At 66.8% G+C, this 14,712-nt stretch carries 18 protein-coding genes; 6 read left to right on the forward strand and 12 right to left on the reverse strand.

Annotated features, from left to right (window positions below; genetic code table 11):
- Positions 1-48 precede the first annotated feature (48 nt).
- Positions 49-1,218 (reverse strand): FAD-dependent oxidoreductase, encoded by a 1,170-nt coding sequence (locus ACFWF1_RS17700; protein ID WP_379288948.1) that lies wholly within the window; start codon positions 1,216-1,218, stop codon positions 49-51.
- Between the two features lie 119 nt (positions 1,219-1,337).
- Between ACFWF1_RS17700 and ACFWF1_RS17705 the strand changes: the two genes are divergently transcribed.
- Positions 1,338-1,664, forward strand: a complete 327-nt coding sequence (locus ACFWF1_RS17705; protein ID WP_379288946.1) for an ArsR/SmtB family transcription factor — start codon at positions 1,338-1,340, stop codon at positions 1,662-1,664.
- Between the two features lies 1 nt (position 1,665).
- On the opposite strand, the gene ACFWF1_RS17710 is transcribed toward ACFWF1_RS17705, so the two are convergent.
- Together ACFWF1_RS17710 and ACFWF1_RS17715 are read right to left on the reverse strand one after the other, a co-directional pair.
- A complete protein-coding gene (locus ACFWF1_RS17710) occupies positions 1,666-2,508 on the reverse strand; it encodes a helix-turn-helix domain-containing protein (protein ID WP_379288944.1) in 843 nt (280 codons plus the stop codon).
- The gene (locus ACFWF1_RS17715; RefSeq protein WP_379288942.1) at positions 2,505-2,957 is read right to left on the reverse strand and encodes a DUF6879 family protein; all 453 of its coding nucleotides are present in this window, start codon (positions 2,955-2,957) and stop codon (positions 2,505-2,507) included. The genes ACFWF1_RS17710 and ACFWF1_RS17715 overlap by 4 nt, the downstream gene beginning before the upstream one ends.
- A gap of 735 nt (positions 2,958-3,692) precedes the next feature.
- Here ACFWF1_RS17715 and ACFWF1_RS17720 point away from each other — a divergent pair.
- A complete protein-coding gene (locus ACFWF1_RS17720) occupies positions 3,693-4,793 on the forward strand; it encodes an FAD-dependent monooxygenase (RefSeq protein WP_379288940.1) in 1,101 nt (366 codons plus the stop codon).
- A 24-nt stretch (positions 4,794-4,817) separates the two neighbouring features.
- A complete protein-coding gene (locus tag ACFWF1_RS17725) occupies positions 4,818-5,144 on the forward strand; it encodes an NIPSNAP family protein (protein ID WP_379288939.1) in 327 nt (108 codons plus the stop codon).
- 3 nt (positions 5,145-5,147) lie between these two features.
- On the opposite strand, the gene ACFWF1_RS17730 is transcribed toward ACFWF1_RS17725, so the two are convergent.
- Entirely contained in the window at positions 5,148-6,116 is a 969-nt protein-coding gene (locus tag ACFWF1_RS17730; protein WP_379288937.1) for a helix-turn-helix transcriptional regulator, read from the reverse strand.
- Positions 6,117-6,178: 62 nt separating this feature from the next.
- Here ACFWF1_RS17730 and ACFWF1_RS17735 point away from each other — a divergent pair, with 62 nt between their 5' ends.
- A complete protein-coding gene (locus ACFWF1_RS17735; RefSeq protein ID WP_379288935.1) occupies positions 6,179-6,670 on the forward strand; it encodes a pyridoxamine 5'-phosphate oxidase family protein in 492 nt (163 codons plus the stop codon).
- Positions 6,671-6,676: 6 nt separating this feature from the next.
- Here ACFWF1_RS17735 and ACFWF1_RS17740 read toward each other — a convergent pair whose 3' ends face one another.
- Entirely contained in the window at positions 6,677-7,579 is a 903-nt protein-coding gene (locus ACFWF1_RS17740) for a LysR substrate-binding domain-containing protein (RefSeq protein WP_379288933.1), read from the reverse strand.
- 109 nt (positions 7,580-7,688) lie between these two features.
- Between ACFWF1_RS17740 and ACFWF1_RS17745 the strand changes: the two genes are divergently transcribed.
- A complete protein-coding gene (locus ACFWF1_RS17745) occupies positions 7,689-8,375 on the forward strand; it encodes an SDR family oxidoreductase (protein ID WP_379288931.1) in 687 nt (228 codons plus the stop codon).
- A gap of 123 nt (positions 8,376-8,498) precedes the next feature.
- Here the strand turns inward: ACFWF1_RS17745 and ACFWF1_RS17750 are convergent, their stop codons facing one another.
- The 6 genes from ACFWF1_RS17750 to ACFWF1_RS17775 all read right to left on the reverse strand — a co-directional run bounded on the left by ACFWF1_RS17750 (position 8,499) and on the right by ACFWF1_RS17775 (position 13,068).
- Positions 8,499-9,185 carry a Clp protease N-terminal domain-containing protein gene (locus tag ACFWF1_RS17750; protein WP_379288929.1) on the reverse strand — a complete coding sequence of 229 codons (687 nt, stop codon included), beginning with the start codon at positions 9,183-9,185 and terminating at the stop codon, positions 8,499-8,501.
- A gap of 89 nt (positions 9,186-9,274) precedes the next feature.
- Positions 9,275-10,504 (reverse strand): RNA polymerase sigma factor, encoded by a 1,230-nt coding sequence (locus tag ACFWF1_RS17755; protein ID WP_379288928.1) that lies wholly within the window; start codon positions 10,502-10,504, stop codon positions 9,275-9,277.
- Positions 10,505-10,846: a YciI family protein gene (locus ACFWF1_RS17760; RefSeq protein WP_379288926.1), complete on the reverse strand. Its 342-nt coding sequence runs from the start codon at positions 10,844-10,846 to the stop codon at positions 10,505-10,507. It lies immediately after the preceding gene.
- 14 nt (positions 10,847-10,860) lie between these two features.
- On the reverse strand, positions 10,861-11,436 hold the full coding sequence (locus ACFWF1_RS17765) for a dihydrofolate reductase family protein (protein WP_379288924.1): 576 nt from the start codon (positions 11,434-11,436) through the stop codon (positions 10,861-10,863).
- Between the two features lie 172 nt (positions 11,437-11,608).
- A complete protein-coding gene (locus tag ACFWF1_RS17770) occupies positions 11,609-12,382 on the reverse strand; it encodes an isocitrate lyase/phosphoenolpyruvate mutase family protein (protein ID WP_379288923.1) in 774 nt (257 codons plus the stop codon).
- Positions 12,379-13,068 carry a hypothetical protein gene (locus ACFWF1_RS17775; protein WP_379288922.1) on the reverse strand — a complete coding sequence of 230 codons (690 nt, stop codon included), beginning with the start codon at positions 13,066-13,068 and terminating at the stop codon, positions 12,379-12,381. The genes ACFWF1_RS17770 and ACFWF1_RS17775 overlap by 4 nt, the downstream gene beginning before the upstream one ends.
- Before the next feature lie 65 nt (positions 13,069-13,133).
- On the opposite strand from ACFWF1_RS17775, the gene ACFWF1_RS17780 reads away from it, so the two are divergent.
- Positions 13,134-13,838, forward strand: coding sequence for an ArsR/SmtB family transcription factor (locus ACFWF1_RS17780; protein WP_379288920.1), 705 nt, complete (start codon positions 13,134-13,136; stop codon positions 13,836-13,838).
- A gap of 62 nt (positions 13,839-13,900) precedes the next feature.
- Here ACFWF1_RS17780 and ACFWF1_RS17785 read toward each other — a convergent pair whose 3' ends face one another.
- On the reverse strand, positions 13,901-14,596 hold the full coding sequence (locus ACFWF1_RS17785; RefSeq protein ID WP_379288919.1) for a methyltransferase family protein: 696 nt from the start codon (positions 14,594-14,596) through the stop codon (positions 13,901-13,903).
- Positions 14,597-14,712: the final 116 nt, after the last annotated feature.

Raw genomic sequence — 14,712 nt, forward strand, 5'->3', positions numbered from 1 at the left:
CGGATACTCCCGCCGGCTGTCCATCCCCGTATCGGCGTACCGGGCCCGTTACTGCCGGACGAAATCACTCTTCACGTGTTCGGCATCGCGGACGCCTCCACCGGTTTCGCGAGAGAGGCGACCGACCGCGCGGCCCACCGTGTTGCGCACCGCGAGGCCTGGTCGGGTGCCGGGCACCATGAGTCTGGCGAGCAGGCCGACGCGTCGCTGGCGCGGTCGCACTTCGCGGCGCAGCCGCGACTCGTAGGCGGCGAAGGCACGGGTGTGATCGCCGTGGTGGGCGGCGAGTTCTTCGGCGAGGGCATACGCTCCTGCCATCGCCAGGCTGGACCCGTCGCCCAGCAGAGCGGTGGCCGCCGCGGCGTCCCCGGCCAGGACGACCCGGTCGCGGGACCACGAGGGCATCCGGACGGTCGTCAGGGGGTCGAAGAACGGGGCCGGGTGGTCGAGGTAGGCCGCCACGAGTTCCGGTGCCCGCCAACGCATGTCGGCGTACGCGTCGGCCACGGTTTGCTTGTGCAGAGCGATGTTCTTGCGGTCGTGGGGCGCCAGTCGTGCGGCTCGGAAGGTGAAGATCGCGAGCGGCGTGGTGCGCGCAGGGTGCACGACCAGCATCCGGTTCGGCACGGTCAGCATCGTCAGCTCGCTCGGGTCGTCGATGGCGTCGGGTGCCAGCGGGACGGTCGCGCCGTATAGACCCAGGTCGCGCACGAACTGCCGCTCGGGCCCGAACACCAGACGCCGTGTGGTGGAGTGCATCCCATCGGTACCGACCACCAAGTCGAAACGCCGTGGCGCGGACCGTCGAAAGGTGACGTCGACCCCGAATTCGTCCTGATCGAGTGCGGTGACCGTGTCGTCGAACACGAACTCGGCATCGCCGCGCGCCGACCGATGGAGTACCTCGGACAGGTCGGCCCGGGTCACCTCGACCGTCGGCGACCCGCCCGAAGCGGGAAGTCGCAGGACTCGCTTGCCCGCCGGGTCGAGCAGGGTCAGCGACCGATTGCGGGTGGCGAGCTCGCGCAGCTGCGGCAGGATGCCCATCCGCTCGGCCACCGGTATCGCGGGCCCCTGCACGACGATCGCGCTGCCACCGGAGCGCAGCTGCCGGGCCTGCTCGACGACGGTCGGCCGGTATCCATTCCGGGCGAGCCAGTACGCGAGCGCGGGCCCGGCGATTCCGGCACCGACTATCAGCACCTCGGGCTTCTTCATGACAAGACCTCTCGGAGCGCCGACGGCCGCATTGCCGGCCGTCTAGGTACGATGAATTTCGTACTCGAGTAGAGCACGCCGCTAAGGTACGATGCAAGACGTACCTGAAGGAGGTGTCCGTGGCCGGGACGAACCTGGTCGGTCCAGCGGTCGATGCGCTCGAACTGGGCGTGGTGCTTCGCGCTCTCGCCGACGAGCACCGTCGTTCGGTGATGACGAAGCTGGCCGCCGACCGCACCGACAGCGAGCGAGGCTGTAACTCGTTCGACCTCCCGATCTCGAAGCAGACCCAAACCCACCACTTCCGGGTCCTGCGCGAAGCAGGCCTCATCGACGAGATCGACTACGGCAACCGCAAGGGCATCCGCCTACGACGCACGGACGTCGAGACCAGATTCCCCGGACTCCTCGCACTCCTGGAAGCCGAACGCCAGGACGGTATCTGAGCTATTCCCGCGCTCGAAGGCGGGCAAGGGCTGCGGCAATCAACGTGTGAGCCGCGCCGCCGGAAACTGACCGTGTTGCCAGCATGTCGAACAGACGTCCGTAGATGGCGATTTCACGCGGCTGCGTGATTGTCAGCTCTGCTGTAACCGCTTCGACTGTGACCAGGCGATTGTCGAACAAGACGAAGTTTGTGGCCTGCATCGGCGGCCCGGCGGCAGCCGGAATGATCCCCAGATGAACGCGAGGCAGCCCAGTGACCGCAAGAAGCCGGTCCAATTGCCCTGTCATGACTTGAATACCGCCAACCCGGGTAGACAATGCCTGCTCAGCTATGAGGATATGGAAACGCCTGTCGCCCTTATAGAGAAACTGTTGCCGCTCGATACGTCTGGAGACTGCCTCATCGACGTCGTCAGGGAGTCGATAGAAGGCGACGGAATGCTCGAGGATGCCTTCGGCATACGCTGCGGTCTGGAGTATGCCGGGAATGATCGTCGGCTGATAGATTCGCATCTGCTTCGACTGTTCGGCAAGTTTGACGGACTTTCGTTGCCCTTGCCTGAGCCCTGCGGCGTGTTGACGCCGATACTCCATGTATGCGGTATCGATGTGATGGACGGTCGCCAGCAGGTCTGGAAGCTGATCTTTCGCACCCGCATGTTCGCAGTAGGCGCGAACGTCAGCATCGGAGGGTTTCACCCTCCCGTATTCGATTTTCGATACCTTGGATTCATGCCATCCGCAGATGCGTGCGAGTTGGCGGCCGCTTATTCCGGCTCTGCGCCGGATCTCACGAAGCTGTGCCCCGAGAGCTTCTCGTGCGTCGTGGACACTTTCGGTCACCTCTGCATATCTACCGCATGCCCGGCAATATAGTCCCTGTATGGGGTCGCGAGCGGCCAAAGGCTTTGCTTCACCGTCCGGCAGCGGTCGGCAATACCGGGGTCGGTGGTGAGCGCAGATGCTCCGGCCGCGCGGCCGTTCATGTCTACGAGATTGAACACCACCCGCTCATCATCAAGGAGCCAGAAGTCATCCGCCGGCACCTGGTCGGCGCTGATCTGATGCCGGGGTAGGTATCGAATGTCTTCTCCGGCTCGGGCATTCAACACCGTCAGTGCGAGCAACCACCGTTGATAGTCGACATGTGGGACTGTGACCACGCGGATACGAGTCACTCGTACACCCCGAGTCGTCGTCTCCGACACAAGCCGTCCCCATGACTCGAACCAAGCATTGTCGTCTGGTTCGCCATCGAGGAAGCGCCGCAGGGGTTCCGACTCGTTCGGCACCGCGTAGGTGTCCGGCTCAGCGTCTCGTCGTCTGCGATCGGCCGACCGTTGAGGAGGAACGTCCCCCGGCCGGTATCGGTCAAGGTCGCACCGATATACGTATCCGGTTCGAGAAATCCCAGTAGGAGGTGCGGGATCTCGATCGTTCCCGGTGTGCTGGTCCGCCAGCCCTGCGCCAGGTAGCCATGGTCGGTGGCGTACAGGGTCGGGCAGTCGTTGTTGCCGGATCCACCTTTACCGAGGAATTTCAAAAGCATGACCTTGCCTCCTCTCTAGCGGTGTGCACAGCCTTTCCGTGCTGCTGTCAATGATCCCTCCAGCTAGTAGGTCTCGCGTGCTGATGACCACATCTCGGCAAGTTCTATCAAACTCGTAGACGGGCTGCCAGCAGTCTCATAACGTCGGTAGGCAGGCGCTCAGGGGCGGAGTAATCCTGGTCTTGATCCGCCAACCACAAGGGTCGAGCGAGGAGGCGGAACATGGTGCGGCGCTCACGAATTCAAGTGTTCGAAGGCGGGTTGATCGAGTTCGTCGAGTATGTGGATGACGAAGTCGGTGCCGACGATCACGGTCCTGGCGGCGATGAGCCCGACGGGTGCCCGGGTTCCGACCCATCGCAAAGAGGGTGGGCGGGGTGAGATCGAGTCGGAGGCCGCATGGGGCGCGCGACGAGGGTCATACTCGCGAACCAAGCTGCGGCTTACGCTCGTGACTATCTGAGAGGAGGGTTGCGAGATGTCCAAGGCGATCATTGTGGGCGGCGGAATCGGGGGCCTGGCCACCGCTATTGCTTTGCTTCGGCGCGGCTGGGAGGTGGAGGTGCTGGAGCGGGCGGCCGAGATCGCGGAGGTCGGGGCGGGGATTTCGTTGTGGTCCAACGCGCTTCGCGCATTGGATGCGCTCGGTCTCGGCGATCAGGTGCGATCGCATGCTGTCGAAGCAGGCTCGTCGGGTATTCGTGACCACAAGGGACGGTGGATTTCTCGGGTCGATACCGAGGCCATTCGCTCCCGGTTCGGCAGTCCGATCGTGATGCATCGCGCCGATCTGCTGGACGTCCTGCGCGCTGCACTGCCGGCGGCGACACTGCGCACCGGCATCTCAGTGACGGAGGCGCGGACCGACGGCACTGTCACGCACTCGGCCGGAACATCAACGGGCGACCTGGTTGTCGGCGCCGACGGCGTCCGCAGCGTCGTTCGTCGCGTCGTTAGCGGCGACATCGCTCCTCGTTACAGTGGTTACACCGCTTGGCGGTTGGTGGTCACGCCCGCGGAGCCGATCACCGGGCTCGGTGAAACATGGGGTCGCGGTGAACGGTTCGGCTACACACCATTATCCGGCGGCCGCGTCTACTGTTTCGCCGCCGCCAACATGCCGGCCGACACCACCGGCGGCGGCCTGGCCGAGCTGCGCCGGCGGTTCGGCACTTGGCACGACCCGATCCCGTCCCTGCTCGCGTTCGCCGAGGAATCCGCCGTCCTCAAGCATGACCTCTACGATCTGCCCGCACTGAAAACCTATGTCGCCGATCGCATCGCGCTGGTGGGAGACGCCGCGCATGCGATGACCCCCAACCTCGGCCAAGGTGCTTGCCAAGCCCTCGAAGACGCCGTCGTCCTCGCTCGCGTCGCCACCGACGACGCTGACCTGAACCGGTATGACCAAGAACGCAGACCCCGCACACAAATGCTGGTCACCCGGTCCCGCCGCATCGGCACCATTGCCCAGCTGTCGTCCCCTCCGATCGTAGCCTTACGCAATGCGGCGTTGCGCTTGATTCCCGCCTCGGCCCAGGCCAATTCTCTTGCGCCAGTTCTCGACTGGACCTGCTGACGGCGAGTCATCGTGATCTATCGAATGCGTATCTATCGGGCCGTCGAGGAGAATCTCGCGGTCTTTCACGACTTCTTCCGTGCTCACTTGCTGCCGGTCCAGCTGCGCCATGGTGCGCGGCTCGTTGGTCGGTGGGAGACCGAGGACGGGCGGGTTGTCGCCGTGTGGGAGTACGACGATGACCAGGCGTATCGGCGGATTCAGGCTGCTGTCGTGGCGGATCCGGCGACGCGTCGGGCGCAGGAGGTTCGTCGGACGCTACCTATGCTGTTCACGGCGCGGGAAGAGGTGTTCATGCGGGCAGCGCCGGAAGGGCTGGCCGGTCACGAATCATCCGATGGCGCAGGGTAATCCCTAAGGGTGGTAGCGGGCGTGCATTCGGGCTGCTGTCTGTGCCATCTGGGCCCGCAGTTCGGGGGGATCGAGGATTTCGGCGTATTCGCCGAGGGGCATGAGGCCGTGGGCCAGGACCTCGTAGGACTCTGAGGGGAGGGTTATTTCGACCCAGCCTTCGGCGTCGGGGGCGGTGGCCGAGGCGAGTGCTTCGGCGACGGCGGCCGGTTCGTTCATCAACCGGAGCATGGGTAGGTGGGTGGTGGCGATTCGGCAGCGGGCGCGCACGCGGAGCATCGATTGCGCGAAATCGTCTGCTGCCGTTGACCAATGGTCGGCGAGGTCGAAATCCATGGGGCGGTCGAAGGATTCGCTTGTCTGCTCGGCGGAGCGGATGCGGCTGACGCGGTAGGAGCGGATGGCGGTGCCGTCTCGGGCTACCAGGTACCAGGTGCCTGCCTTCATGACCAGGCCGAGTGGGTCGAGGGTGCGGTCGACGACTTTGTCTTTGCGGCCGTAGCGCACCCGCAGCTTGCGGTCGTGCCAGAGCGCGTCGGCGACGGTGTTCAGGGTGGGTGTTTCGTCGGGGCGGTGGAACCAGCCCGGTGCGTCGATGTGTACCCGTTCGGCGATTCGGGTTGCGCGGCCACGTAATTCGGGTGGGAGGGCGGCGAGCACCTTGAGCTGTGCGGTGGCCAGGACGGTACCGAGGCCGAGATCGGCTGCCGCGCCCGGTAATCCGGCGAGCAGCACGGCATCCGCCTCGTCGGTGGTCAGGCCGGTCAATCGGGTTCGGTAGCCGTCGACGAGCTGTACGCCGCCGGCGCGGCCCGGCTCGCTGTATACCGGCACGCCCGCGGCGGACAGCGCCTCGACGTCCCGGTACACGGTGCGCACCGATACCTCGAGCTCCTTGGCGAGCTCGCCGGCCGTGGATCGCCCGCGCGTTTGCAGGATCAGCAGCAGCTGCACCAGTCGACTTGCGCGCATGAATCGAGATTAGTCCTAAAACATGACATAAGATGTCAAGGATTGCTCGTACCGTCGACGACATGACCACTTGGAGCGAGTTCACCGCAGAAGCGCCGCACATCTCCGAGCTCTTTGTGCGCAGGTACACCGCCACCGGCTACCTGTGCATGCTCGGCACCCTCCGCTCGGACGGGTTCCCGCGGATCAGCCCGGTGGAGCCGCGGATCTTCGAGGACATGCTGGTGATCGCGGGCATGCCGGGCACGACGAAGTTCCGTGATCTGGCCCGCGATCCGCGATTCTGCTTGCACACCGCCACCATCGACACGAAGGTCAGCGACGGTGACGCGAAACTGTTCGGCACCGTCGTCGACCTTCCTGACAAGGAGGTCCATGACCGCTTCGCGCAGCAGCTGTTCGATGACATCGGGCTCGATCTTCGCGGTCAAGAGTTCGACCACTTCTACATCGCGGAGGTGAGCAGTGCGTCCACCGTCGAGGTCATCGATGACCACCTCGACATCACCATCTGGAAGCCGGGGCAGGGTGAACGGGTAGTGCGCAAGCACTGAGGCCGGTCAGCGCGCAGGCGTGAGCTGTGCGGCGATCGCCGCAGGGACCGGCACGCCACGTTTGCGGACCTCGTGTTGAAATCGTTGCACCAGTGGGTCGTTGGGCGTGCTGGTCAGGCAGACGACATCGCGGAAGATCGGCGGCCGCAGGCTGCGGACGACGCCGGGGAAGCTCGCGGACAGCGCGGTGGTCGGCACCAAGGCGGTGCCGAGGCCCGCTGCGGCGAGTTGCGCCGCGGTGGTCGCCTGCCTGGTGCGCGTCGCGGCGGTGAGCGTGACGCCGTGGGTGGCGGCGATGTCGTCGAGCCAGGCGCCGAGGCCGTTGTCCGGGTGATAGTGCACGATCGGTTGTGCGGCAATGTCTTTGAGGGGAATTGGTGTCGCGGTATCCGCCGCTGCCAGCGCGGCGACTATCTCCTCGCGTCCGATCACGGCCAGCGGCCCCTCCCACTGCGACGGTCGCGGTCCGATGCCCAGATCCGCCGCGCCCGCACCGACGAGCTCCGAAAGCGCGTCGGCACTGGTCATTTCGTGCAATGTGACGTGCACGTCCGGATGCCGCCGCCGCCACCCACGCAGCACCGGCGCGAGCAACCCCGCGGTCATGCTCTCCGCGCACGCGATGCGCAGCTGTCCCTGCGCGCCCGCCGCGACGGCCCGGCCGGTGGTCACCACCCGCTCGGCCGCCGCCAGCGCCGCCCGCGCATCCGCGACGATCGCCTGCCCTGCCGCTGTCGCCCGCACTCCGCGCGGCAACCGCTGCACCACCGGCGTGCCGATCTCCCGTTCCAGCGCCGCGAGCTGATGCGACAGTGCGGGCTGCGACATGTGCAGCCGGGCCGCCGCCTCGGTCACCGAACCGAAGTCGAGCACGGCGACGAGACATTCGAGCGCCCGCAACGTTGCCATTCGCAGATCCTATCGGAAAGCCAGAAAAGATCGATCTCACGACGGGATTGCACCGCCGCAGCACCACGTTGGAACTCGGTGAAGGGCAACCACTACCGAGGAGATACCCATGACAGGCTCGATGGACGGCAAGAAACTCGTCATCATCGGCGGCAACTCCGGCATCGGTCGGCAACTCGCCGCCGACGCCATCGACGCGGGTGCGACGGTCGTGCTGGCCGGGCGGGACCCACGAGCATCCGCCAGCGCGACCGTTGATCTCGGCGATGAGGAATCGATCGCGCGACTGGCGCAAGACGTAGGGGAAATCGACTATCTGGTGTCGGTCGCCGCCGACCACGCGAACGGACCGGTGACCGGCCTCGAGCGTGCCGCCGTGACAAGGGCATTCGATGCCAAGGTGATCGGACCGATCATGCTGGCCAAGCACTTCGGTCCGCGGATACGGGAGGGCGGCGCCATCCTGCTCTTCGCCGGAGTGGCAGCGTGGCGGCCCGCACCGGGCCGAGCGGTGATGGCGACGACAAACGGTGCCGTGAGTTTCCTCGCCGAGGCGCTGGCGGTGGAACTCGCACCGATTCGTGTCAACGCGCTGTCGCCAGGCATCGTCGACTCCGGCGCATGGGATGGCATGGGCGAGAACAAGAACGACTTCTTCGCCGGTATCGCCGCAGCCAATCCGGCCCGGCGCGTGGGCAGTTCGGCCGATATCGCAGCGGCGGCGCTACTCGCCCTCACGAATCCGTTCATGACCGGCACCACACTGCACGTCGACGGCGGCGGCCGCCTGGCATGAGATCCACGCTGGAGCGGTACGCTGCGCACGTTCTGTGCCGCCGAGCACGAAATCGGCAGCTGATTCATGCGCGGCGGGAGAACCTTTGCGCGGCAGCCGACTCGAGGTGTGATCGGTCAGCGGTCACTCGGCGCGGGGGATGCGGTTGAGCACCTCGGTGGCGAGTTGATCCGGATCGATGCCGAGCGCCTGCAGCGCGGGCCGCACGACCTCGTCTTCCTGCGCGAGGAGCCCGAGCAGCAAGTGCCCGGTATCGACTCTGCCGCTATTGGATTGACGCGCTTCGATATCGGCGCGCGCCAACGCTTTCTGCGCCTGCGTCGTGAAATGCGGGGTGACCGTGGCGGCGATCCGATACTTCGCGACGGCGCGCAGCGCCTGCCGTAGTTTGTCGTGCGTCAGACCCAGCGTGGTGACGGCGGCGCCGACGGGTGTCTCCGGATCGTCCGCCGCGGTGCTGGTCAGGGCAAGGAGTAAGTCGCTCGGTTCGATATGTGCGTGTTCGAGCTCCTGCGCTTCGCGCAGGCTGTTCTCCAGCGCCTTTCTGGCCTGTTTGGTGAACGGAATATGGCCCGACATGCTGTGATCCGTAGCCCCCGGCGTCAGCGCGATCTGCGCACGAGCGGTCGTCGGATCGATCCCCAACTCGGTCAGTGCGCGCGCGGTGGTTGCCGCGGAACCGATCTCGCAGGCGCGCAGGACGGCGAGCAGCATGTGCTCCGCGCCGATGTAGTCGTGACCGCGCTCGCGCGCCTCTTCTTGCGTCAACACGATGACCCGGCGGGCTTGATCGGAGAATCTCTCGAACATAGCGACCCCCTTTCGGCCGTTGGCCGCTGATTTCGATGGTAGTCAACAATGGGCAGCGGCTGGTCGATATGCGGGTGTCGAGTCGGCAGTCAATCGCGGTCGGTCAACGCGGCGCGGCGGCGGGCGAGCAAGGCTTGTTCGGCGGCGTTGCCGGTGCGGGCGAGCGCCGCGTCGAAGGCGGCCGCGGCTTCCGTTGTGCGGCCGAGGCGTTCGAGCAGGTCGGCCCGAATCGCGTGGTACAGGTGATACTTTTCGAGGTCGAGATCGTCGAGCAGGGCAAGCGCGACATCGGGGCCGTCGACCTCGGCGACCGCGACCGCCCGGTTGAGCGCGACGATCGGGCTCGGCGTCAGCGCGGCCAGTTGGTCGTAGAGCCGCACGATCTGCGGCCAGTCGGTGGCCGCCGCGATCGGCGCGTCCGTGTGCACGGCGTTGATCGCGGCCTGGAGCTGATACGGACCAGGTTGGTTGCGGCGCAAGCACTCTCGTACGATCGCGTGCCCCTCGGCGATGCGCTCGCGATCCCACCGGTCGCGGTCTTGCGCGGGCAGCGGCACCAGGGATCCGTCGGCGCCGGTACGGGCCGCGCGGCGGGCATCGGTCAACAGCATCAGCGCGAGCAGTCCAGCCGCTTCCGGCTCGTCGGGCATGAGTTCGGTGAGCAGCCGACCGAGACGGATCGCCTCGGCACACAGGTCGGCTCGGACGAGCCGGTCACCGGAGGTCGCCGTGTGGCCCTCGGTGAAGATCAGATAGATGACCGCGAGGACGGCGTGCAGCCTGGCCGGGAGGTCGGCGTCGGCGGGGACGCGGTAGGGGATGCGGGCGTCGCGGATCTTGCCCTTGGCGCGGACAATCCGTTGCGCCATAGTCGATTCGGCGGTCAGGAAGGAGCGGGCGATCTCGGCGGTGGTGAGCCCGCCGAGCAGTCGCAAGGTGAGCGCCACCTGCGCGGTGCGCGCCAGCGCGGGGTGACAGCAGGTGAAGATGAGCCGTAGGCGGTCGTCGCGCACCGCGCCCTCCTCGGCCGGTTCGTCGCCGGCGTGCAGCAACGCGGCCTGCGCGTGGCGGTCCGGGCGGGAGGCTTCCCGGCGGAGCCGATCGATCGCCCGGTTGCGTGCGGTGGTGATGATCCAGCCGGGCGGGCTCGGCGGCAGCCCGTCCGACGGCCACCGCTGGACCGCCGCGGTGAACGCCTCCTGCACCGCGTCTTCGGCGATACCGATATCGCCGAAGACGCGGATCAGGCTGGCGACCGCGCGGCCGTAATGTTCGGTGAACACCCCTTCGATCACCGCGGTGGTCACGGGTGCGACCATCTAGCTGTCCCGTAGCGGGCGGACCTCGATCGGCAGCGTGATCGCCGCGGCCAGTCGGCGACCCCACACCAGAGCCTCGTCGAGATCGGCGGCCTGGATGATGGTGAACCCGCCGATATGTTCCTTGCCTTCGACGTAGGGACCGTCGGTGATCAGGACGTCATCGCCCTTGGCGTGCAACACGGTTGCGGTGCTCGGGGCGTGCAGCCCGGCCGCGAATACCCATGCGCCCGAAGACTTCAGGTCGGCGTTGACCGCGTCCAGGTCGCGCATGATCTCGTCGATGTTGTCGGGGACGCCCTCGCCATCGGGCTGGTAGATGCTGAGCAGGTATTGCTTCATCGGGGTTGTCCTCCTCATCCGCGCTGATAGGTAGCGATGATTACACCGGTCGTGGTCGGGGTGGTGTTGACGAGCCGCAGATCGCCGAGCTCGATGCCGTCGAACAGGCGACGGCCGGTACCGACGACGGTCGGGGCGATCAGCAACAGATACTCGTCGACGAGATCGTGGCGCATCAGCGATCGCAGCAGATCGTGGCTGCCGAGCAGCACCAGATCGAGGTCACGTCGTAGCTCGGCGATCGCGGGGACGGCGTCGCCCGGCAGCAGGGTGGAGTTCTGCCAGGGCAATGGCTCGGTGAGTGTGCGTGCGGCGACGTACTTCTGGGTCTTGTCGAGTACCTCGGTGACCGGGTTGCCGGTCTGGTGCGGCCAGAATCCGGCGAAATCCTCGTAGGTGCGTCTGCCGAACAGCAGTGCGCCGTGATGGCCGGTCATGTGCCCGCCCATTACCTCGGCCTGCACGGAATCGCTGAAGCGATGCGCCCAGCCGCCCAGCCGGAATCCGTCCCGAGTGTCCTCATCGGCCCGGCCGGGGGCCTGCATGACACCGTCCAACGTCACGTGCTCGACCGCGGTGATCCTGCCCATATGCGCTCCTTCGGTAAGGCCGGCCCGTCACCGGCTCCACCGACTACACGAACGACTACCCACCGAATCGACACCTCCGCCGAACTCTCCGCCGACAGAACGGAATCGTCGTCGAACGGGACAGCGAGGGCGGCGCTTCTCGCACTTCGCCGCTGTCCCGTTCGCGGGGCGGTCAGTCGGTGAGGGCCTGGATTTCGGTGTATGGCGGGGCGGCGTGCGGGAGCGGAGTGTCCGTGCGGACCGCGCGGGCGGTGTCGATGGCCGCGGCCAGCGCTGTGCGATACAGCAGCGAGCCGGTGCTTACCCGTCGGACGCCGAGTGCGCCGAGTTCCGTGATGGACGGGCCGGTCGGCGAGTAGAGGATATTCACGGGCAGTGGGATCGCGGCGACGATGCGGGCGATGCCGTCGGGATCGGTCAGGCCGGGCACGAAGATGCCGTCCGCGCCCGCGGCGACGTACCGCTCGGCGCGGGCCAGCGTGCGGTCGATGTCGTCCTGCACCCAGTAGGTATCGACCCTGGCGTTGACGAACAGATCCGGTACGCGCTTCTTGATCGCGGCGATCAGCTCGGCCTGGTGATCCGGGTCGGCCAGTGTGCTTTCCGCGCGGCCGTCCTCCAGATTGATTCCGGCGATACCCAATTCCGCCAGCTCCGCCGCGTATTCGCCGACCGCGGTGGGACTTTCGCTGAAGCCACCCTCGATATCGATGGTCACCGGCACCGGCAGCGGGGCGAGTAGCCGGGCCAGCGCCATGGTCGCCGCGCCGGTCACGCCGGTGCCGTCCGGCAGTCCCGCCGCGACCGCGACGCCGAGGCTGGTGGTGCCGATCGCCGGAAACCCTTCGGCGGCAAGGACTGCCGCGGAGCCGAAGTCCCAGGCGTTGGGCAGGACCAGCGGCTGCTCGCCGTGATGTAGTTCGTGGAAGAGTTTCGTCTTGTTCATGCGGATCCCTCGATGATTCCGGTGGCGATGGCGATGGCGTGTTCTCGTCCGGGGCAGGCGTGCGGGCCCGCGCCGAAACCCAGTCCAGGGTGCCGCATGTCGAGCTCGACCACCTCTCCGGCGACGACTCTCCTGGTGGAGCGCAGCGGCGGGTTCTCGTCCATGGTTCGCATGATGATCTGCTCGGCGGTGCCGGTCGCGTTCGACTGCCTGGCGTTGTCGACCAGCGCGCCGGTTGCCGCACAAGCCTGAACCAGCAGGCAGATTCGCGCCGCCGTGGCGTCGTCGGCGACGCCGCCGCAGGTCTCGACCAGTGCCACGACGGCCTCGTCGGCCGCAGGATTGTCCGGCTCGTACGGCTGATAGTGTGCGGCGACCAATGCCACCTGGTCGACGGAAATGTCTTGTAGTCCAAGGGCTTCCGCCAGCGCATGGACATGGGGCAGCGGTCCGCCGGCGGTACTTGCCCGGGCGCGCAGGTCGGCGGGGGAGAGACGGTCGAGTTCCGCGGTGACCAACGCCCGCAGCCGCTGATGCTCGGATCCGGTGCTGAAGCGCGGCACATGCGCGCGCAACCACGCCATGCCGACCGGCGCGTCCACCGCGGGCACGGCGGGCACCGGTGCGCTGATCAAGGTGGCGCGCACCTGATCGGGGTCGGTGATCAGAGGAACTGTCCGATTCATGCCCGTGACCGTATCCCCGCGTCGTTTCGGTCGCCGCCGAAACGATCGCGCACCATGATGGGGTCATGTCTTCCAGAGGTGCCGAACTGGCAGGTCTAGCCGCGTTGCTCGCCGACCGCACCCGCGCCGACATGTGCCTGGCATTGGTCGACGGCCGCGCGTGGACCGCGGGCGAACTCGCCCGGCACACCGGTGTGGCCGCGTCGACCGCCACCGAACACCTCAATCGGCTGCTCGACGGCGGGCTGCTCATAGAACGCCGACAGGGCAGGCACCGTTACGTTCAATTGGCGGGCCCGCAGGTCGCCGAGCTGCTGGAGTCCATGGTCACCCACCTCGACCCGCCGCGCCCCGCCGTGACCAACCTCCGAACCGCTACTGTCGCAGCGGCTTTGGCGCGCGGCCGGACCTGCTACGACCACCTCGCGGGCCGCCTCGGCGTGGCCATCACCGACGCCATGACCACCCGGGACCTGCTCGACCAGGACGGCGGTTTCGCACTCACCGAAGCGGGCCTGGCCTGGCTGACCGGGCCACTCGGAGTCCAGCCCGCCGCCTTGCGAGCCACCCGCCGCCCACTCGCCCGCCCGTGCCTCGACTGGACCGAACGCCGCACCCACCTGGGTGGTGCCGCAGGCGCGCAACTCTGCCGCCGCCTGCACGAACTCGACTGGATCACCCGGGTCGGCACCGGCCGCGCCATCCGCGTCACCGCGAAAGGCGAAGCCGGCCTGCACACTGTGCTCGGAATCGAATCCGCGAGTCTCTAGCCTTCCGATAAACGGCTTACACACGTTACCGACTCGGCGACCGTGGGGAGTGCCGGAGCGGATCACCAGACGTGCGGGACCAGACGGTATTCGACCTTGTGGGTGTACTCGGAGTAGTCGGAGGACATCTGCCCCATGACCTTTTCCTCGTAGAACGTCCACTCCACTGCCAGCGGCATGATGACAGCGAAAGCGACCAGGCCCCACCAGGATCCGAGGGCGATGGGCATGGCGCCCTGGTACAGCAGGAGCCCGGCGATCATGGGGTGGCGGACGACGGCGAAGGGGCCGGTCGAGATCATCCGCCGGTCCTGCGCCTCCTCGGTGCTCGCGTCGAATCGGCGGAGGATCGCCACCCGTACGCGGTAGGTGAGCAGCAGGCCCGCGGCGAAGGCGAGGTCGGCGGCGAGGCTGATCGAGGGCGGGACCGATGACCAGCCGAACCGATGGTCGAGGCCAGGGACGATGAGCAGGGCGGGGAAGCAGAGCCACACAGGGTAGAGAACGAACCGCCGACTTGTCGGAATTTTGACCCGCGGTTCATCCGATGGTTCCGGCCGCGATGGTCCCTGCTCGCGACTCCCACGCAACGGTGCCGGCTCGCGACGCGCGATAGAACCCAGAATCCCCGAGCCGTAGCCGACGAAAGTCGATGCCAGCAGGACCCAGGCCTGCCAGTAGTGCAGCGTCCAAGCCGAGAGGAAGACAATGAGGCCAAATGTGGCGGCCGCCGCCACCGTGCCGAGGCTGTACGCCATATATGTGGCTCTGTTGAATACTGCTTTGTCCATTGCACTGCGCCCAACCGCCCAGTTTGCGGGCGAGTCGAGTTTAACAGTCCAGCGGTCGTTGTATCGGCACAAACGCGCCTGAA

This window comes from Nocardia sp. NPDC060255 (genome assembly GCF_042727395.1).
Classification (GTDB): Bacteria; Actinomycetota; Actinomycetes; order Mycobacteriales; family Mycobacteriaceae; genus Nocardia.